Origin of the sequence: Gordonia sp. SGD-V-85 (assembly GCF_001456905.1) — a bacterium.
Lineage (GTDB): Bacteria > Actinomycetota > Actinomycetes > Mycobacteriales > Mycobacteriaceae > Gordonia > Gordonia hongkongensis.
Genome location: NZ_LNQO01000003.1, coordinates 241,351 through 260,842 on the forward strand (window position 1 = coordinate 241,351; position 19,492 = coordinate 260,842).

The following is a 19,492-nucleotide window of genomic DNA, read 5'->3' on the forward strand; positions in this document are numbered from 1 at the left end:
AGCAGCGAGTTAGTAATCAACCAGCGCCCCTTGCTGGTAGAGCATCTCCAATTGGCGAACGAGGCCACCAGCAACTTCAGGGTCGCGACTGAGTAGTCCGCATTCGAGATTCAATTTAGCAGCCGAGTCCGAAAAGTTTGCGCTCGTGACCAGCGCTGAAGCGCTGTCAACAACAACGAGCTTGGCGTGTTGCAGCGGTGTCCACGAGGCCGTCGGCTCAGGCGCGTATGCCCACAGTCGAGCGCCTGCGAGTGCCTTCGGTACGGCTCCGCCATTCCTCTCCTGGATGCTCCGGTCCAGGACGATCGTGACCGAGACTCCGCGGTCGATCGCGTTCGTCAGCGCTTGAACGTACTCGGCTCTCCTCGATGCGGAGTATGTAGCAGCGTAAACCGAGCGTTCAGCTCGGTTGATCATGTCCGCGACCGCGAGAGTCGTTCTCCCCTCCATCCCTGGGACATTCGGCGTTGTCCAGACAGGCTCAGGGCAAGTGGTACGAGGGACAGCCGCGATGCCGTCCAGTACAGCTGCGGCAGGGTCAGCTCCGCGCACCGTCGTAATCAACTCCGAGAGCAGAACTTTGACCTCGGCGCGGTGAAGGGGAAACGCCCTCTGTGCGGCTAGGTGGGGGAGCTTTCGTTGCCGTAGGGCTGCGGCGATGGCGCTCGCCTCATCACGTCCCAGAATCGCGCCCAGCCGAGCAGCGGCAGACATGTTGTCAGGCTGCATGAATAAGGGCTAGCAAACCCGGTGTCGCAACCTTCTTGTCTACTAGCAGCCCAAGTAGGAGTCTGCGGTCAAGGAACCGGTTGGTCCGCTCGCAGCTCGTCTCGCTGACGAAGAGGCAGAAGTGGCAGGCCGCTCCGTGGAGGAAGTCCTCCTTGCCGCGCGGTCGACGGTGGGAGCAGACCGGGTCGCTCGAACAGCGATCGCCACGGCGGACGGCCTCATGTACCAGCGGCTCCAATCGTTCTGGCCGGGAAAGGTCGACGAGACCGCCGAGGGTTCCCTCGCTATCGGACGCCGTCGTGGTGATGAGCAGGCCCGCCGCGGCAGGCCGGTTGCCGTCCTCCCGCCAGGCGTAGATCCGCTCCGTCAAGCTCGCGGACCCGTATCCACTCGACATTGCCGCCTCCCGGATGAGGAGGTGCGAGAGCGTGTGAATGGCCCAGTAGCGTGGCGCGGGGAACCGGGTGTCGGGATCAATGGTGCTGTCGGAGGTCTTGCTGGTGCGGCGCCGAAAATTCAGCTTGTGCGCGTCGCGGAACGTCTCCCAGATCGGGAGATCGAGCACTTTCTCCTCCCACTCCAGGACGGCTGTCTCGTCGAACTGCAGGAAGAAGCCCTCGCCACGATCCTCTGTGGCGGGCACCCAAGATGGCCTACCCTTCTGGACCAGCGGGGCGACGCGGCTCTTACTGTCGTCGATGCGGTCGAGAGCGTCGATGCGGGTGAAGCCGACGAAGGCATTTACCTTCTTGAGCTTTTCGATCGCGACGACCTCTGTGACGAGCGGCCGCAGCGTGCGGGGGACATCCCGTCGAGTGGCGCGGAAATCGGCCGCGCCGCTGTGCTTTGTGTACTTCGCCTCGGCGGTGAGGACAAGCCACTCCGGCAGGAGAATGTCCGTCGGGTCCGTGCTGGCCGGCTTCGAGGAGCTAGACGACTTTCCGGCTTTCAGCATTTGCAGGGCGTCCCAGAGGGCGTCGTCGGTGGTCTTCTCGAAGACGTCGGTCTGGGCGATGGTGGTTACCAGCATGCGGAAAGCAGTGAGCGAGTCACGACTTGTGGCTGTGGCGATGATATTAGGCGGGAGGCCCTCCAGATGCGGAAGCAGGTCCTCCGAAGTTGCGGACTCCTCACGAGGCAATGCCAGGAGCCCGACTGTGGACGCGAACCACTGGTTGGCGGCACCGAGCATCATCAGCTTGCCCGGCTGATCGCATTTATAGAATGCGTCCAGGTGAGGATGCCGGCCGCGGCACCTGGGCAGCTTCTCCGTCGCCTTGGGGCCGGTCGCTTCGAGCATGCCGCGCCGTGAATCGCACGAGAGGCAGACGATCTGGACATCCGGACCGATGTTGCTCTTCCACTCCCGCATCCGAAGCGACGGAATCGGCGCGTTCGGGCACGAGCGTCCGCGGTGAACCCAAGCAGCATAAGGAAACTCGTCGAGATGCCCATTGACACAGGCGATCAGATATCGGGCAGGCACCGCTGCCTGTTCCTTGCCCTTCCGCCCCTGGGGACCCCTGGAACCGGAATCCCACCCTTTGCAGTTCTTGTGGACGAACTGCGCCTGATCCGGCCGGTATCTCAGCACGTTCTTGAACTCGAACACATGGTGGTTTACGGGAGCGAGTTGATTGCAGCCGGTGCAGCGGAGCCATTGGGGGAACACCCGTGCTGGGATTCCTAGGTCGATGGCGTCGTCGCCGGCCCCGCCGGGCAACTCCGGTGCCCATGGAGCCTTCCGAAGTTGGTCGACCTGATTCCCCACGTAGGCCCGCACGAGCTCGAGGAGTCGCGGCTCGACGATGACGTCTGCCCCGCCTGCGCGGCGGTCGTAGTAGCGCTGCCAGCTGTCGAGGCCGCTGGGCATGACAGACAAGCGCGGGAGGTCGACGGTTGCACCGATACCAGAGGTGTAGAGCAGTGCGGACGGACGTAGCGATCCGACCCTGCTGCGGTTCTTCGTGATCTTGGCCTCGACGTCGGCGATCGGATTGAGCTCCGTCGCACCGACACTGATCGGTTGAATCTCGCCGCCGTCGAGTCCTGCGGGCGTGGTCGCGGTCATTCGCTGCCTTCCTCGGGGAACTGCCATGACGGGGCGCCGGTCTGCTCTCTAAAGGCGAGGTTGTCACGGCCAGGACTCACCAGCAGGTTGAACTCGGGTTGCACCTCGCGCATGGAGTTAGCAACTACGAAGATTCGGTCTGCGGGTGACGGGACAGTGGTTTCCGGGCTGATGAGAAGAGGCCACTCGATGTGGTCCTTCCGCTTGCGTTCGTACACGAGTGCACCAGAGTTCTCCTGCGCCTTCGCGTGCCACCGGTCAACTCGCTGCAGCAGTTTCTGCCGCATGCGCTCGACCGTCTGGGAGTCGGGTGCCGCGGGCGTTGCGCGGGCGACGATCCGGTCGACCAGGGCATGAGCCATCGGCAGCTTACTCAGAATCTCTCGGGCGCCAGGCTCGGGAGACAGCGAGTCCGACCCGCGTTCGTCGGTGACGCGGATGGCGCTGACGAGCATGCCGGTGAGGCCGCGTTCCATCGCGGTGTCCGAGTAGGGCGTGACGCTGAGCGCCTCGACCTGTGCGTAGAAGGTCTCGTGGTAGTGGCGAAAGGACTCGAAGTGCGACATGTCCCGGGGGCGGGCCCAGTTCGCCAGCGACACAACCAACCCGGGCTTGCGGGCGTCGCGGCCGACGCGGGACGACGCCTGGATGTACTCGGCCGTGTTCTTCGGTTGACCGACCACGAGCATCAGACCAAGTCGGGGGACGTCGACACCGACCTGCAGCATCGACGTGGCAAGCACGACGTCGTAGGGACGAGGAACCGGTTTGGGTGGTTCCTTCTTCGCGTTGTGGGCGTCGGCGAGTGCCTTGCCGTACGCCGACTTCCCGCGGGTGGTCCAACGCGGCTGAGCCTGCCCACCCGCGGCTGGGGTCCAGGTCGACGTGAACGGTAGGGCAAGCCGGTCGAGGGTGCGGGCGATCTCCTCGGACGAGATGCGCGCTGTCAGTTCGCCGATCTCGAGCCGGGCCCAGTCGGTGGTCCTACGCGGGAACGGTTCGGTGTTCCCGGCGACACGGGTGGTCACGTCATCGTCGAGGTAGCGCCTCATGCCAGCGAGCTCGCGGGTGGCGGAGAAGTAGCCGACGGTCGTCATATACGGATCCGCCGCGTCGCCGTGCTCGTCGAGGAGCTTCTGCCCGGCAAGAAGAAGGACTTCCGACATACGAATCTCCGCGAGGGTCAGTCGGATTCCGTGGGCGCAGACGCCGATGTATTTGCGGCCCGGGTCTCCGTCCGAGAGTCGCTTCTCACGTGAGAAGAAGGTGTCGCGAACGTCGAGGACCTGCGGCGGGAACACAGCCACTCCGCGTCCGTAGAGGGCGGTCACCTGGTTTAGGGCGTTGCGGACTGTTGCGGTGGAGGCAACGACCAGCGGTCGTACTGTCGTTCCGTTCTGGTCGTATGACGAGAGTACGTCGACAGCGTTCTCGAACACGCCGACCGCGGTCCCGAGTGCACCGGTAATCAGGTGCAGCTCGTCCTGGATGATCAGGTCCGGTGGGCGCAGCCGCGGTACTGGCCCAATCTGGACGGCTGGATACGCGACGCCGCCCTCGTCCTTCTTGTTGTGGAACTTGCCATTGCAGCTACCTCGCGAGTCGGGGTGCCGGTACCCGTGCCGAGGGCAGCGAGCCGATACATAGCCGAACAGGCTGGCGGCCTCGCCTTCGCGTGCAAGCCGGGCGAACTTGTCGACAGTCGCGAGCAGGAAGGTGGGTGGGTTGCGGTACAGCTCGTCGTCGACCGTGGTGATCGGCAGGGCGCCGGAGTCGCCGTCGATCGAGAACGGGCAGATGCCTTTGCGGTCGCCGCAGTGAATTTCGATCCGCTCGGTGGCGCCCACTGTCTGGAGATCCCTTTTGGGGTCGATGACCGACCCGCACCACGGGCAGCGCTGGAGCTGCAGCACCGTCAAACCGTGGGTCTTGCCAGTGTCCTCGCGCGCTGTCTTGATCTGTTCCTTGGCTTCGGTGTAGCGCTTGGGGCTGACCGCCGACCCGACCCACAGTCCAATGCTGAACGGTCGATCTCCCCATTTCGCCGCGTCGGATTGGCGAATGAGTTCGGCAGCACACACGAGTGCCGCGGCGCGCTGGAACTGCTGCGAGGTGAGAAGCCGCAACGTATAGCGCATGAGCACAGCGACGCCGTCACCGCCGTCGAGTGGTCCGTCGTCGGTGTCGATGACGCCCTGCAGGCGGCGGATCGCGAACGTGAACGCGGCGAGGCCGAGGTACGCCTCGGTTTTGCCGCCACCGGTCGGGAAAAAGAGGAGTTCGACGTTTGCGGCTGCGCCGCTGCGCGATTCGTTTGTCGGATCGGTCAGTGCAGGGAGCTGGAGGAGGATGAAGGCCAGCTGGAACGGCCTCCAGGACGCCGCGCCGTCACCCTTCGCCGCTACCTCGGCGACGGCATCCTTGATGGAGAGGTCGCTGCGCTCTGAGCGAGCGGCAGCCACCTGCGACCGCATTCGCTGATCCCGCATCGCTCGGTTCATGAAGCGGAAGGCGTCGAGTGCGTCGGAACTGGTCTTCAGCAGTCGCAGTCCGTCTTCCAGCCGGGTGACGACGAGGCCCGCCTCGGCGATGGCTTCGTCTGCGGTGGTCTGGAGGTGCTCGGGCAGCGCCGCGGCCAGCGTCTTCTGCTCGTCGAGCCAGGTCCGGTAGCCGTCGACCAGCGGAAGGAACGCCCCGTCCACCCCCACGGGCGTGAGATCCATCAGCAGCCGCATCGAGGTCACCGCGGCGCCGGCTTCGCCTGCGACGGTCTGAGGTACATCCGCTGTGGGGAGCCACGTGGTCTCCACCGAGGTCGCGCGGCGGGATTCGTCGTCGGTTTCGGTCCAGGTGACGGACGCCGTCCGCCCGATTGCGAACTCGAGTCGGTGTCGGTAGTGCAGTTCGAGCCGACGGCGTTCGTCGACGGTTTCGGAGTAATCCGCGTCGAGCACATCGCGCGACGGCAGGAAGACCGGCTCCCCACTGTTGGCTTCGACCCGAATCTTGGTCTGGAAAAGCCAGTCTCCGGGCGGAGCGTCCATCCCGGTCACTTGGTCGTTGGACAGCGCCAGTTCGACGATCGTGCGATCACCGTTGGGGAACAGCTCGACCCGTAGATTCACATCTGCGTCGAGAGTGATTGGTGCGAGGGTGGTGTGGGCGAGCTGACCGCGGACGTCGATTTCCGCAGACTTCGTGACTGGGGTGCGCCGCGCCCACTGCACCTTGCGGCCGTCTTCGTTCTCCCGGCGAAACGTCTCGTACCGACCCCAAGAGGCCGTGACGGTCAGTACGCCGCAGTCGCTGGAAACCTGGAACCGCAGGCCCATCGACGACGGGTGTGTGAGCGCACCTTTCGCACCCTCGTCTCGGTCTTCCCCGTCGCCGGAGGAAGCCATGTCTTCGTCTGTCGGGACCGGGACACCGGACTGACCGTTCGTGGTCGGGTCGAGGTCGCTGATTGCCTGGCCAGTTTCTGCCGGATCGGCACCGGCATCAAAGCCAGTCATCCCCCCGCGCGAGGGGTCGATTGTCACTGGCGCCAGTGCGCCGACCATGTAGGCCGCGCGCGGGGTGCCCTTGATCTCCTCCTTGGGGCCGTTGCGTGGTCCGAGCAGTTCCTGCTCGATCAGGCCCACGAGATCGGCCCGGACGGCGGTGGATGCATTAACAGTCATGAGACGGGTGTTTCCTGTTCAATGTCAATCCGGGTGGCCGCTCGGCCACGAACATCTATTCTCGCCTGATTCAGAGCCGCCAGACGACGGACGATCTCTGCGCGCGATTCACCACTCGGCGACCATCGTGTACCTGTGTTAGATAGTTGGTGCCCATAATCCAGATTGATGTCTTCCCACCCGTACGCCCGCAGGACGACCACATCAAGCGCGACTTGTGCGTCGCGTACGTTGCGGACCTCCTCACACATATTCAACGAGTCATCGATGTCATTGTAAAGCTCGGTAATCGAAGTGCATGACATCAAAGCCCGCGACCGGGCAGCCTCATAGCTGCGCGCAGCTTTATCGATCTCCGTCCGCGGCTCGGAAGGGAACGCAAAAGTTCGAAGGCAGCGCGATACAATGTAGCTACTGGTGGCCCCCCGGCCAGTCTTGGTACGTTCAAACCACGCATAGTGAATTCCTGAGTTCAAAATCCCGTAGTGGGCAAACTGATCGGTAGCCAATATGACGACCTTATCGCTATAAAGCGACCTATTGTCATCTGTTATGAGGAAGGCGGGTACACGTGTATCCCTGGCGAGTACAAGGAATCGGTTCAGCTTCCCGACAGCCGAGAAGAGTGCCTCTCGCTTGTCCCAGTGTGCCCAGTATCGGGTATCGTGAACTTGGCTCGTTACCGCGTCACGAATCGGCTTGACGGTGCGGAATAGGTGCGCTGCGAGTGTAGGAGCGGCGTGAACAAGCTCATCTTCGTTGGTGAAACAATTGACATCGATTGCCAGGCGGCCGGATGGCTGGCCGCTTAGTAGGGACTGTCCATTAATAAATGGACGCAAGAATCTCTTTTCGGTGCCACTGAGTGTTGATATCAATGGATCGTTTTGATCTAGAACGAAGCCCTCACCGTATAGGTATATGCCATTCCCGGCATTGAATTCAAGGGTCAGCTTCTGTGCTGTACTGGTGTCGGCCTGGGAGCTGTCCGCCAGTGAACCGCTGATCGATTCAACGGAGGATCCATTTAAGTTCGCTGATGCTGTCATTTTCGCTGAATTCTTAGTCGCCCAGACGATGGCCGCGCCCGTTGATGCCTTGCCGGGCCATCGGAACTCCGAAATTGCCCTATATATCACTCCTGAGTTTGCAATAACCTCGCTGGACATGGCTGCTGTGTCGCCTTGCCCCACTCGGTCTGAGCCAATCAGTCCGACTCCTCCGGTGTCGCTTCGAATCAATGACCAGGCTCGTCGAATGAAATGGGCGCAAATGTCCGCTGCACCCCTCTTTCCTTCTTGGTCGACCTTTAACCAAGCCTCCATGTTGGTGCCATATGCGGTTGAGATCTTCTTGCCGGCAAGGAATGGTGGATTTCCAATTATGGCATCGAATCCATTGCGTTCGGTGATTACGTCCGGCGCCTCAATTGCCCAATGGAGTGGCTTCCACTGTTCATAATCAGTTTCGACCTCAGGTGTCAGGCCTAGGTTGATTCGGTGAAGCAAGTTCTCGCGATTGCCTTGCGATCCGTCGGCGGGGAACGCCTCATGCACTTGCCAAGAAAGCGTCGTCAGCGCATCATCCAGTTCGCGCCCGGGCTTTCCTCCCAGGTGAAGGCCGGTAGCTACGACGCTGTCGGCGATCAGCTTTAGGTCATCGGTCGCCCGATGTACCTGCTCAAGTAGAAGCCGTTTCGTCCGCGCTGACCGCATCGGATTATGTTCCTCGACCGGATTGGCGAGTTCATTCCTCAGCCGCGTCGCCGTCGCGATCTTCTCATCGATGTCAGCCAACAACGATAGATGCATCTTTATTGGGTCGGGGTGGAAGTGCAGATAGCGCAACTGGTCGAGGTCAGTTAGACCAAGCAGCGAGTTGCCGCAGAAGACTTTATCGTCGACAAATGAGAACGGCTTGGTCTTGTCCATCGATACAAGCCACAGAGATAGCTTGCACATCTCCACGGCCATCGGATTGATATCGGCACCGTACAGGCAGCGGGCGATCACCTCCCGCAACGCACGACCCTCGACCGTGTGTGGGGCCGCGATATCCGCGTCGCTCAGCATTTCCTCACGGGTCCACGCCTCAACCACACGCTTGGCGAGGTAGCGCGCTGCAGCGACTAGAAATGCGCCGGACCCGGCCGCGATGTCCGCCACCTTGAGATCTAGAATCTCTGCTGCCGACTTGAGCTTCCATTCGCTGTCGTCGTTGGTTTGCAGGGGGCCGGGTTCATAGACCAGCGGCTGGAGCGCGTGCAGCACAACCTCTTCCGCGAGCGATCGAGGCGTGTAGTGGGCGCCGGCATTCTTACGCGATGGCGTCTCGACGACGACGAGACCACCGATCGGATATACGAGGGGGAGATTCCGCAGGTCTCGGCGGATCAGATTGCCCCAACCGATGAGTGTTTCCAGGAGATCGGTGTCGCCACCAGCGACTGGCGTCAGGAGGCGGATCAACTCCGCGCGTTCCTCGGCGGCGGGTTCCTTTGCGATCAGTTTGGTGAGTGCAGCCGCCGTTTTGCTCGTCGCTGCTGGCTGGTTCTCTTTCGTCCATGCGACTAGGGCCGCGGCAACCTTTCTCGGATCGCCCCTGTGCTGGTCGCTCAGTTCATTGAGCGTGCCGAGTGGGATCTCTGGCTCTTCGCCGTCCTTGCCCACCAGGCCGAGGACGATGTCGTCTGTGACATTGCTGCAGGAGTAGCCGAGCAGGCCTTCGTAAATGTAGCCGATCTGCTCGACATCGATCTCCTGGAACGAGATTCGGCGGCGCTCACCTCCGGTGACGACGGTTTGTACCGACTCAAGCGCGTGCATCATGACTCGGTCGGACACCTTCAGGCGCAGCCCTTGACCGTCCATGGCGTGCAGCCACGGGAATCTGTCAGGGTCGAGCAGGGAGCCACCGTATGCAGGCATCCGCATTTCGTCGTAGTTGACGCCACCGTGAAGCGCCTTGCTCACGGCGAGAAGTCGATGCCAGGCGTCGTAGGTCTCGTCTAGCTGCTCCTCGCCGCCAGCTGCCTGTGCCTGAAGGCCGGCGAGGAGGTCCTTGATTGCGTACGACTCCCAGTAGAGCTGCTCGGTGGGCAACATGTCGCGTTCTTCTGCGAAGAGGAGGAACACGATCCGCATCATGACGGTGACAGCCGCTTGATATACGTCGTCGGGCTTCTCGGTGAGTGGATCCGGATCGCCACCCTTGGCGGCCTTCAGCCGGGCCTCAGAGAACGCCTGCACCAGAAGTTCGACGGACCTGCGTACCTGCGTGCCGAGGGCTTCGGTGATCGCCTCGGCTTCGAGCTCGCTCCGCTCGAACAGCTTGGTGAGGCGCTGCTCGGTGTCGAGAGTGCGGAATCGACGCTGGTTGATGAGGGTGAAGAACGCGTCCCGGAGGAGGGGCTCCTCGGCCCAAGTTAGCGCGTTGAACATGCCTGAGCCGGTGGGCTTTTCGTCCCTGGCGGACACCAGCGCCCACCATTGGCCGTCGGTGACGATTCCAACCTCGACATTGGCCTTGCGAAGCAGCATTGCCAGCCGGTCGACTTCTGTTGCCGGCCAGCCGTCGAGGCCCGTTTCACGCAAGCCGCCGGGTGTTGGTTCGCAGATGAGCAGCAGCGCCGCGGCTTGTCCGTCGCGGCCCTCGAGACCGGCGGTCGCAGTGACGGTGACCTGTTCGCCCGGTGATTGGACGCTGACGTCGACATCCGTTCGTAGTTCGTCCCATTCGGCGAGCTGGTCGAGGACGGTGTAGATCCACGCGTGGTTCACCTCGGCGTAGGCGGCCTTGGACTCTGGGGTACGCGGCTCGGCGGCGAACTTGTCGAGAGCACGCTGCCACCGCGTGAACGCCTGCTTGTAGGTGAGAAGTCGATCATCGGCGTCGCCGAGACGGTCGACGCCGTCCTTCCAGATGTCCTTCAGGACGGGCAGCGCGAGGAACGGGCCCTCGATGTCGACCTGGCTGAGCCAGTCGGAGTGGAAGTCCTGCTTCCGTGAGCTCGTCTTCTTCATCGCAGTGCAAGTCCGTTCTCGATGTCCTTGGGAGCGATCGCGAAAATCACCGCTGCCGGAAACTCCCAGGCACGGATTTCGTCGTAGCGGGTGTCGACAGCATCGAGTTCACGGTCACGTTCGTCCGCGAGCGCGTCGATCCTGCGCCTGATCTCGCGGAGGTCGCGTTCGGATTGACGGCGTTCGTCGTCGAACAACGCCAACTGGGAATCGTCCATCGCCTCCGCGTCGGTGAGCGCATCACGAAGCGTCTGGCCAAATCGACCGAAGATCTCATCGACACGAGCGCGATCGGCCTGTTTGCGTTCGGCGAGCTGACCGTCGACCGCTCGTCTGCGTCGCTCGGCGCGGTCGGCGATCGCCTGCTCGACCCGCGCGCGCACACCGCTCTCCTCGGAGGAGTTCCACGCGGCGGCAAGCTGGTTCGCGATGTCTGGCGGAACCGGATTGAGGTCAGTGCGATCGAGCGTCGACTCGAGTATTTCCTCGGCACGCTGCTCGCCGACGGCCTGGCGACGGGCGAGGCGGGTGCCGGCGAGGAAGACTTCCTCGTGGAGCCGAAGTCCAGCGCGGCCGACCAGAACCAGGCGCGTCACCGCGACGCCGTATGACTCGTCGAGCCCTGGCACGACCGTTGCAGTGACACGCTGCAGGGACCGATCCCCGCCCCACAGCGCTGCCCGCAGTCGTCGCGTCGAGCGCTGAAGCAGCGGTGACCCCAGGTGCATGTACACGACGTCGGGGTCGCCGCCCTGCTCCCTCGGCTTGAGGACCATGGGGTCGAAGGCGATCGGACGGGCGTTGTCCGGGTTCAAGCGCGTGTAGAGCCCGCGGGTGACTTGCTCCCAGGAAGAATCGAGATTCGGCAGTGCGAACACCGGTGCATCGGTGTCCTGGGAACCGACGAGCTTCAGCGGCGGGAGCTGGTTGAGCTCAAACGCAGTCTCGACGACGCGCTGGAGGTTCTCCGGGCGGAGGTGAAGCCGCTCGCGGCTGCTGGCGAGGTCGTTCTCTAGCTGCGCCAGTTCAGCATTAAGGACTTTCTCGCCGCGCATCATGCCGGCGATCGGATCCTTCTCGGCCTTGGCCTTGGGGCGCACGATAACCTGCCCACCGAACTGTCGTTGAATGTCGGGGGCGATGATCTCGTTGGCGGACCCGAGATCCCGCATAATCTGGTCGATCTTGACCGCTACGCGCGACAGTAGGTCGACGTCCTTGCTCAGCGCCGTGGTGCCGTTGGCATCAGGAGCGAAGTGGTGGATCTCGGGCGCGACGGTCTGGCCGTAGCGGTCGACGCGGCCGATGCGCTGCTCGAGTCGGTTGGGGTTGAACGGGATGTCGAAGTTCACCAGCCGATGGCAGTGGTTCTGCAGGTCGATGCCCTCGCCGGCGGCATCGGTGGCGAGCAGGATACGAATCGGTGTCTTCGCAGGGCTCTCGTTGAACCGCAGGCGGATGAGTTCGCGGATATGCGAGTCTGTGCCACCTTCGATGACATCAATGCGGTTGTCCTCGTAACCCTGCTGTCGCAGGATGTCTCGAATCCACCTGAGGGTGTCCACGTATTCGGTGAAGATCACGAGTCGTTCGTTATTCCAGTCGCCGTGCGAGCGAAGCTCACCTTCGACGTGCTTCAGCAGCACACTGAGACGGGAATCCGGCCGGCCCTCGAAGCCGTGGCCCCAAGCGCTGAGCCACTCGAGGTCGTCGATGTCCTCGTCGGTGAGCGGGGGGAGCGACTTCTTCGCGTCACGCAGTGCCTCCAATTCGGGCTGATCGAACTTGCCTTCCTCGAGCTCGTCGGCGTCCGGGCCGAAGATCTCGTCGTAGTCGCGGTCAAAGTCGACGTCCAGCCCCTTGGTCCGGGTATCGCGGTAGACGTCGATGGTCTGGGCGAAGGCGACCGGGGATGAGAAGAAACGCTTCTTCAGCAGCAGCGTTGCCATGTCCTTCGCCGACCCGCCGGGGCCCTTTTCTGACACCGCCTTGTCGCGTCGCCTGGTGAACGCGAGGAGACGGTCGTATGCCTGGGATTCCTTGTGAACCGGCGCGTACCGCAGCGCCTTGACCTGCCGGTCGAGGAACCCGTTGGAATCCTTGAGGTCCCGCTTCAAGCGCCGGACGGCCACTTCGTTGAGCGCGACGGGATCGATCTTGTTGCCGCGAACGAACCGCTGGGGGTCGATCATCTCCAGCAGCGCAGTGAACGATTCCGTATATCCATTGTGTGGCGTCGCGCTGAGGAACAATCGGTGCTCGGAACGTTCCGCGAGCTCACGGACAGCGCGGGTGCGATGTGAGTCAACGGCGTAGCCGCGGCGCTCGAGTCCAACCTTGGTCGTCCGGACCGGACTGCTCGGTGCGACATGGTGCGCTTCGTCGACCACGAGAATGTCGAACGCGAAACGCGTGCTAGAGCCGAACGCGTCCCGCAGCTGTCGCTGCGCGCGCTGCCCGGGCAACCATGCCATCGACACGATGATCCGAGGAAACAGCGTGAACGGGTTCGCATGGATGCCGTGGGAACGGCGGACGTCCTTCATCGTGTCGGAGTTGACAACGGTGAAGTCGAGTCCGAACTTCTCCTGCATCTCGTCCTGCCACTTGAAGACGAGACCCGCCGGGCAGACGACAACCACGGTGCGCGCGCGATGCCTCAGCAGCAGTTCCTGAATGACCAGGCCGGCCTCGATAGTCTTGCCGAGTCCCACGTCGTCAGCCAGGAGAAGGTTCGCGCGGGGGCTCGCGAGTGCCCGCCTGAGGGGAGTGAGCTGATACGGCTCGACGTTCGCGCCGCTTCGGAACGGAGCTTGGACCGTACCGTCGTCGGCACTGGTGATCGCGCCCCACCGGAGCGCATCGACACATGCAGCGAGTTTGTTCGGGTCGTCGAACCGTTCCGGGTCCACCTGCTCAGGAAGGCCGCGGTGAGTATGCGCGCTCCGGCCGGGCTCGATTTCCCAAACAACGCGGAGTTCGTGGCCGAGGCGATCCTCATCGACGCACTGCAGTGTCACTGAGTGCTGCAACTGGGCCGTGGCGTCGTCGGCGCTGCTGCGGCCGAGGCCTTGTTGCTGGACGTCTGCGACGGCCCACTTGGCACCTCGAACGGTTACGAGTTGACCTACCTCTGGAACGCTGTCAATGATCTTCGTCGTCATCGCGTTTGTAGCCGAATCACCCACGATCGGAACTCTAGCTACCCCCGGTGACAGGTCGTAGTAGGACGCGGCCAGACGACACGACCGGAGGACACCGCACGTCGTCGTGGCGGCGCCCTTGTGCGATGCGCGACCATGCCGCACGACGGATCTTTCGTGAGCGCAGCCAGCGTTACGACGACTGGCTTTTGTCACAGATTTCCTCGAGGATGTATCGCATGCGTGCGGCGGGTCTGTTCTCTGGCATCGGTGGTTTCGAACTGGGTCTGTCCCGCGGGGGAGTCACGACCGAGCTTCTTTGCGAGAACTGGGCACCGGCTGCCGCTGTCTTGTCGCAGCGGTTCGATGCGCACGTGGCGGGCGACATCACCGCACTGAGAAGCCTTCCTCCCGTAGACGTGGTGACAGCGGGTTTTCCTTGTACAGACCTGAGCCAGGTCGGTCGGAAAGCGGGTATCGGTGGAGCTGAGTCCGGGCTGGTGAACGAGGTGTTCCGTCTCGTCGAAAAGCGGGCACCTACGTGGCTCGTGCTCGAAAACGTGCCGAACATGCTCACACTCCACAGGGGTGCTCCAATCGGTGCAATCACCTCATGGCTTGATCAGAACAACTGGAACTGGGCCTATCGGCTCGTCGATTCTCAGTACTTCGGCGTGCGTCAGCGACGACGCAGAGTGTTTGTCGTGGCATCGAAGAGCGAGGACCCACGTGGCGTCTTGTTCGCTGACGAAGTCGGAGGTTCAGGCGGGCTCAGGTCGCACAAGGCGTACGGGTTCTACTGGACTGAAGGGAACCGGGGTCTCGGATGGGGCGAGGGTGTCACACCGACTCTGAAGGGCGGGTCGAAGTTGGGGATAGCCTCCCCTCCCGCTGTGTGGCGGCCCGCCGGGCCGACCGGCGAAGCAATAGTGAAGCCCTCGATCGAGGCGGGCGAGAGGCTGCAGGGGTTCAGGTCTGGATGGACCCGCGTGGCCGGGAAGGACGGCACTCGCTGGAAGTTGGTGGGCAACGCCGTCACGGCGCCGGTCGCCACATGGATAGGTCGACGGCTGACTCAGCCTGGAGAGCCCGTGGATGTTCAGCGAACTGTACTGTTGCCAGGCACATCCTGGCCCACCGCGGCGGCGCGCGTGGATGGGCAGGCGGAGGCTTGGTGCTTATCCGAACGTCCAGTGAGAGTCCGGATCGGTCAGTCACTGGATGGCCTTCTAACACGTTACGGCACAACCCCTCTCAGCCTTACTGCGACGAGAGGTTTCACCAGGCGGCTTGAGGCCAGCTCGCTACGTCGACGTGCCGACTTCACCTCTGCACTTCACGCGCATGCCGAGTTCTATGCCGACTGATACAGAGTGATCGGCCAGAAGGCTTCGACAGACAATTCACGACAGCGCCAGGTCGGACGCCAATCCGTCTGGCACCATCGCCGGCATATCGAACGGGTATCCAGATGCGACCTCATCCCTGAGAAAGTGCCCATGGAGATCGTCCGGTCTGAGCACGCGACGGCTTGGACGGGACTACACCGAGCGACCACTGGCATTCGGTGCCGCTACATTGCAGAGCTAGGAACCGACGGAGGTCATGATGGTCAGTCCAGTTGAATCGAGTCTGCGCGAGGCCATCATGGAGGCGTTAGCCGAGCAGGTCGCGGAGCGAGGCTTCGTCACCCGGGACGAGCTCACGGCGCTGCAAGTGGGTACGCAGACGCGTCGGGTCATCGACCGATCCCGAGGTATTTGGAATCCTCGCGACATGGAAGCGACTCTGTCGGTCGTTTCGTCGCCTGATAGCCAGTACTCGGACAGCGATCTAGGCGACCTCTTCCGTTACGACTACCGCGCAGGTTCGGTGGACGGTGACAACAAGAAACTTCGCAGGGCGTACGAGCTCGGAGTGCCCATCATTCTTCTCCGCAAGATTCGGGACGGGGTTTATGTCCCGGTGTTTCCCACCTATGTCATTGCAGACGACACCGACGCTCGGCAATTCGTTCTAGCGGTTGATGAAAGTCTCAGATTCCTTCGCGATCCTCTGGACCCGTCGCCGACGGAGCGCGCGTACGCAGAGCGGGTCACCCGTAAACGATTGCATCAAGCCGAGTTTCGAGGGCGTGTCTTACAGGCGTACGACACCTCCTGCGCAGTCTGCAATCTCGAGTACGGCCGGTTGCTCGACGCTGCGCACATCACTCCTGATAAGGATTTCGACGGGCATCCGATTGTCTCTAATGGCCTCAGTCTATGCAAGATCCACCACAGCGCTTTCGACTTGAACATCATCGGAATCTCGCCCGACTTCTCAATACACGTCGCACGCGACGTATTGGACGTCACGGACGGTCCGATGCTCAAGCATGGCATTCAAGAAATGGAGGGTCGGCGTCTTCGCTTGCCCTCGCGCCGATCCGAACGACCGGACCGCGAGCGGTTGGCTCGCCGGTTCGACGAGTTCAACGCTGCCTCCTGAAGACGTTGCGCCCGACGTTGACCAGCACAATAGATCTTTGAGGTTGGTCGCGCGCTCGTACTGCCTGACGACGCTGGAACTGATTGGGTCTCCGGTCCTCCCAACGGGTTCGCTTGTCGTCATATTCGCTCTCGTGCAACATGGTTCTGCGCTCGGACCATGTCTTTCGCAGTGGCTAAGAACTTAACGACTTCACGCATTCGGTGGGCGTGTCGATCCTAGGTGTCTACCGATACCGTCGCTGTGTCGCCGCGCCAGCTGATTCCCAAACGATCCCGTATCCGCGCGCACCAGGCATAGCCTCAAGCACAGCGGCACGCACCGTCTCGATCGAGTGCCCGAGCATTACGCCATACTCGACCGCGACACTCGGCGTCCGCTGGTGTCCGGCAACGCAGTGGAGCAACACCGTCTTGCCTTCGGCACGCAAACCGCGAACGGCATCAGCCGTGTCCGCAAGTACGAACTCGAGGTTCGGGTTCTCGGCGGGATCAGCCGAATCCATGAGCCGTGACGCGACGAACTCGGTTGCCTCGCCGAAACACGCCTGGCGCCGTCCGACCCGGCACATCGACACCACTGCGTCGGCGCCATGGTCGACAGTCACGTGCGTCCCGAGCAGCACGCCGTCGTCGAACGGGTGGGGGACCGCGTTTGTGAATGCGTGCTCAGAGTACTGGACGTCGTCGACCAGCGGCCAGCCCTTGCCGTCGGGTTCGCCGTTGCGCACCGCAAGGGTTGCTCGCGAGACCAGGTCGTGCGAATCGCTGGGTCGTCCGTCGCGTTCCGGCCAACCGTGCACGGCATGACGCCAGAATCACGGGACCGCACTTGCACCCCATCGAGCACCGAGCAGGCCGCCGGCGATCGCGGCCACCGTGTCGGTGTCGTTGCCGACGCGGATTGCGGTGTCGAGCGCACTCTGCAGGTGACGGCACGGCATCGCGTCGGGGATCGGGGTCTGCGTGATGGCCGCGGCCGCCGCTTGAAGTGCGGTAACGGTGAACCCATTCGGCGAGAACGACTTCGGAGGCTCTGACTCGGCAGCGTCGAGCCATGCCGACCACTGGTCGACTCGCTCGTCGGGTAGCAGATCCAGTCCGGCGCGGACGTCGAACTGTCCGTCCGAGACCGCCACCCGGATCGCCTCGCACCACAAGACACACGAATCGCCGGCGAGGGGATCGGCGTGGGTGAGTCCGGCCACGAGCCGAGCGGCGTCGGCGAGGCCACCCCGATCGTCGAGGTGCGCGAGCGCGACGGGTGCGGTCCTCATCAACGCACCGTTGCCCGCCGAGTGCGGATGCTGCTCGGCGTAGGAGTTCGCCTCGTCTCGCATGATCGCGCCCGCGCCGACTCCACCGCGGCTGAGCCGCCGCCTCGTCGCGCTGAGAACAGCCCGGGTCTGGATGCCGATGTCGGCGGGTCCGCCGTCGAACCAGCGCAGGAAGTTGTCGGCGATGGCGTCGAGCGCCTCGTCCGTGGTGAGGTCGGCACCGGTCGCCGCGACGTCGGCGATCGCCATCGCCACGGACGTGTCGTCACTCCATTCGCCGGGAGCGAAGTCGCCTAGACCTCCGCCGAGCATCTGGGGCGCCTCGTCGCCGCGCAGGACGCGGGACTCGAACTCGTACGGAACGCCGAGCGCATCACCAGCGGCTGTCCCGAGGAGAACACCTGCGGCGCGGTCGAGTTGGGCGGTGGTGAGGTGCATGTCGTTACTCCTGGTGAAGAGTTCGGTCGCGCTCGACGCGGTGGGTCGTCGGCGTTGAGGGCGAAACCTGGGGACAGGATCGTCGAGAACGAGCTCAGTCCCGGCGCCGACCACGCTTCCGGTTGGCGAGATGGTACGAGTCGCGGGTCGCCTTCGACACGTAACCGGCACCCGTTGTACGGACATCGGCAGCAAGCACGTCAAGCGCACCAACTTCCCCATCGAGGGCCTTGCGGTCCTCGGGCGGGCAGAATGAGGCGGCCTCGGTGAGGCGCGCCCGAGCGACACCGAGCGCGGACTCGCCACCCTCGATGTCACCGCGTTCGAAGGCTTGCGACGCCCGGAGCTTCTCGGCCTGACCTTCTTGGTAGAGCTTCTCGGACTGCACCTTCGGATCGGGTATCCGATCACCCAGCTCATCGCCCGGCACCACGTTGACCGAGATGGGTAGCGTGACCGTGTGCTCGGTCAGCGTGGCCGTCTCGACGTAACGCAACTCTAGGTCGGCGACCTGTGTGACCCCGAGCGCGGCAAGCCCGTCGACTTTCATCTGCAACAACAGCTTTCGCTGCTCAAGCGCATGCAGGTCACCGAGCTCGATCATCAGCTCGCGCTCAGCAGTCTCGTGGACTGGAAGATCGTTGTACAGGGCCAGCTTCTGCACCTGCGGTACGAAACGCACGGTCAGTGTGACGGCCTGAGCCGACTTCGCCAGCAATCCGTCCACCTCGCCAGCGATTGCCGCCCCAGCAGCATCCGGGTCGTCGGCGAAGACGTGGTTACCGTTGCCGGCCTTCGCCATCGCGGACAGCAGGGTTTCGTCGTACCCGCGGCCGTAACCGAGCGTCGACGTCACAATGCCGTCAGCGACGGCTTTCGCGGTGACGCCGGCGAGGGCGTCGACGTCTTGGAGCCCCTGATTCACGTGACCATCGCTGATGATCAGCACAGTCCCGCCACGAATACCCGCCGCGGTAGTTCCGCGTCGCAGCTCTTGCAGAGCGCGTAGGTAACCGGATGACAGGTCGGTGAGGCCCCCGGCGTCGATGCGAGCAACGGCATCGGTCGCACGTTGCTTGTCTGTGAGAGGACCGGCGGGGATCACGACGTCGGCCGAGTCGTCGAACGTGACCAGCCCGAACACATCGGTCGGGTCGAGCTGGGTGACCACGCTCGCCAGAGCTTTCCGTGCGCCGGCGAGTGGGGCGCCGGACATCGACCCGCTTCGGTCGAGGACGACCTGGAACGCTGTCGGTGTTCGGTCCGTGACGGGGCCGGCCGGTGCCTGCAGTTCGAGCAGCACAGTTACCTCGTCGGCGGCTTCGTGGGAGACGACCTCGACATCGAGCGCAGCAGAGAGTTTCATCCGTCTTCCTTCCTCCAACCCGCCTCGATCGTGCTGTCATCGAAGCCCTAGGCGACGACGCTGCTCGTGGTGCGGGAGCGCGACGGCGGTAAGGCGATTGACGACGAACGCAGACCTGGGGCGAGAACCCCTCATGACCCACAGATGATCGCATCGACCACTGACAATTTCGGTCAACCTTGCAGCTGCGGGATGACGCCGCACTGTTCTGGCGTCCGCGGGGCAAACGCGCCCCAAGTCGCAGTAGCGTCCCGAATCCTCGGGGCGAGTGCTACCT

General features: G+C 63.2%; 10 protein-coding genes. 2 read left to right on the forward strand and 8 right to left on the reverse strand.

Going from position 1 to position 19,492, the window contains the following annotated elements; all coding sequences use genetic code 11:
- Window positions 1-9 precede the first annotated feature (9 nt).
- Genes drmC through drmD form a run of 5 tightly spaced genes read right to left on the reverse strand, consistent with a single transcriptional unit; the run spans window position 10 to window position 13,666 of the window.
- A complete protein-coding gene (drmC, locus tag AS181_RS04985; protein WP_331456743.1) occupies window positions 10-729 on the reverse strand; it encodes a DISARM system phospholipase D-like protein DrmC in 720 nt (239 codons plus the stop codon).
- Window positions 719-2,800 (reverse strand): DUF1998 domain-containing protein, encoded by a 2,082-nt coding sequence (gene drmB, locus AS181_RS04990; protein WP_058250482.1) that lies wholly within the window; start codon window positions 2,798-2,800, stop codon window positions 719-721. Before drmB ends, drmC begins: the two co-directional genes overlap by 11 nt.
- Window positions 2,797-6,480 carry a DISARM system helicase DrmA gene (drmA, locus tag AS181_RS04995; RefSeq protein WP_058250483.1) on the reverse strand — a complete coding sequence of 1,228 codons (3,684 nt, stop codon included), beginning with the start codon at window positions 6,478-6,480 and terminating at the stop codon, window positions 2,797-2,799. Before drmA ends, drmB begins: the two co-directional genes overlap by 4 nt.
- On the reverse strand, window positions 6,477-10,502 hold the full coding sequence (locus AS181_RS05000; RefSeq protein ID WP_058250484.1) for an Eco57I restriction-modification methylase domain-containing protein: 4,026 nt from the start codon (window positions 10,500-10,502) through the stop codon (window positions 6,477-6,479). The genes drmA and AS181_RS05000 overlap by 4 nt, the downstream gene beginning before the upstream one ends.
- Window positions 10,499-13,666: a DISARM system SNF2-like helicase DrmD gene (drmD, locus tag AS181_RS05005; protein WP_058250485.1), complete on the reverse strand. Its 3,168-nt coding sequence runs from the start codon at window positions 13,664-13,666 to the stop codon at window positions 10,499-10,501. The genes AS181_RS05000 and drmD overlap by 4 nt, the downstream gene beginning before the upstream one ends.
- A 209-nt stretch (window positions 13,667-13,875) precedes the next feature.
- Between drmD and AS181_RS24480 the strand changes: the two genes are divergently transcribed.
- Both AS181_RS24480 and AS181_RS05010 read left to right on the forward strand, forming a co-directional pair.
- Complete coding sequence (locus AS181_RS24480) at window positions 13,876-15,012, forward strand: DNA cytosine methyltransferase (protein WP_435084464.1); 1,137 nt, start codon at window positions 13,876-13,878, stop codon at window positions 15,010-15,012.
- 238 nt (window positions 15,013-15,250) lie between these two features.
- Window positions 15,251-16,135, forward strand: coding sequence for an HNH endonuclease (locus AS181_RS05010; RefSeq protein ID WP_231742269.1), 885 nt, complete (start codon window positions 15,251-15,253; stop codon window positions 16,133-16,135).
- 226 nt (window positions 16,136-16,361) lie between these two features.
- Here the strand turns inward: AS181_RS05010 and AS181_RS25695 are convergent, their stop codons facing one another.
- The 3 genes from AS181_RS25695 to AS181_RS05020 form a co-directional block, all read right to left on the reverse strand.
- On the reverse strand, window positions 16,362-16,937 hold the full coding sequence (locus AS181_RS25695) for a hypothetical protein (RefSeq protein ID WP_331456744.1): 576 nt from the start codon (window positions 16,935-16,937) through the stop codon (window positions 16,362-16,364).
- A 15-nt stretch (window positions 16,938-16,952) separates the two neighbouring features.
- Entirely contained in the window at window positions 16,953-17,849 is an 897-nt protein-coding gene (locus tag AS181_RS25340) for an ADP-ribosylglycohydrolase family protein (RefSeq protein ID WP_331456745.1), read from the reverse strand.
- Window positions 17,850-17,943: 94 nt separating this feature from the next.
- Complete coding sequence (locus AS181_RS05020) at window positions 17,944-19,215, reverse strand: vWA domain-containing protein (RefSeq protein WP_058250486.1); 1,272 nt, start codon at window positions 19,213-19,215, stop codon at window positions 17,944-17,946.
- Window positions 19,216-19,492: the final 277 nt, after the last annotated feature.

Excerpts from the sequence above, each read along its gene's own strand:
- drmA (WP_058250483.1), bottom strand. The coding sequence starts at position 6,480 with ATGACTGTTAATGCATCCACCGCCGTCCGGGCCGATCTCGTGGGCCTG.
- drmD (WP_058250485.1), bottom strand. The coding sequence starts at position 13,666 with ATGACGACGAAGATCATTGACAGCGTTCCAGAGGTAGGTCAACTCGTA.
- drmB (WP_058250482.1), bottom strand. The coding sequence starts at position 2,800 with ATGACCGCGACCACGCCCGCAGGACTCGACGGCGGCGAGATTCAACCG.
- drmC (WP_331456743.1), bottom strand. The coding sequence starts at position 729 with ATGCAGCCTGACAACATGTCTGCCGCTGCTCGGCTGGGCGCGATTCTG.
- AS181_RS25340 (WP_331456745.1), bottom strand. The coding sequence starts at position 17,849 with ATGCACCTCACCACCGCCCAACTCGACCGCGCCGCAGGTGTTCTCCTC.
- AS181_RS05000 (WP_058250484.1), bottom strand. The coding sequence starts at position 10,502 with ATGAAGAAGACGAGCTCACGGAAGCAGGACTTCCACTCCGACTGGCTC.
- AS181_RS05010 (WP_231742269.1), top strand. The coding sequence starts at position 15,251 with ATGATGGTCAGTCCAGTTGAATCGAGTCTGCGCGAGGCCATCATGGAG.
- AS181_RS05020 (WP_058250486.1), bottom strand. The coding sequence starts at position 19,215 with ATGAAACTCTCTGCTGCGCTCGATGTCGAGGTCGTCTCCCACGAAGCC.
- AS181_RS24480 (WP_435084464.1), top strand. The coding sequence starts at position 13,876 with ATGTATCGCATGCGTGCGGCGGGTCTGTTCTCTGGCATCGGTGGTTTC.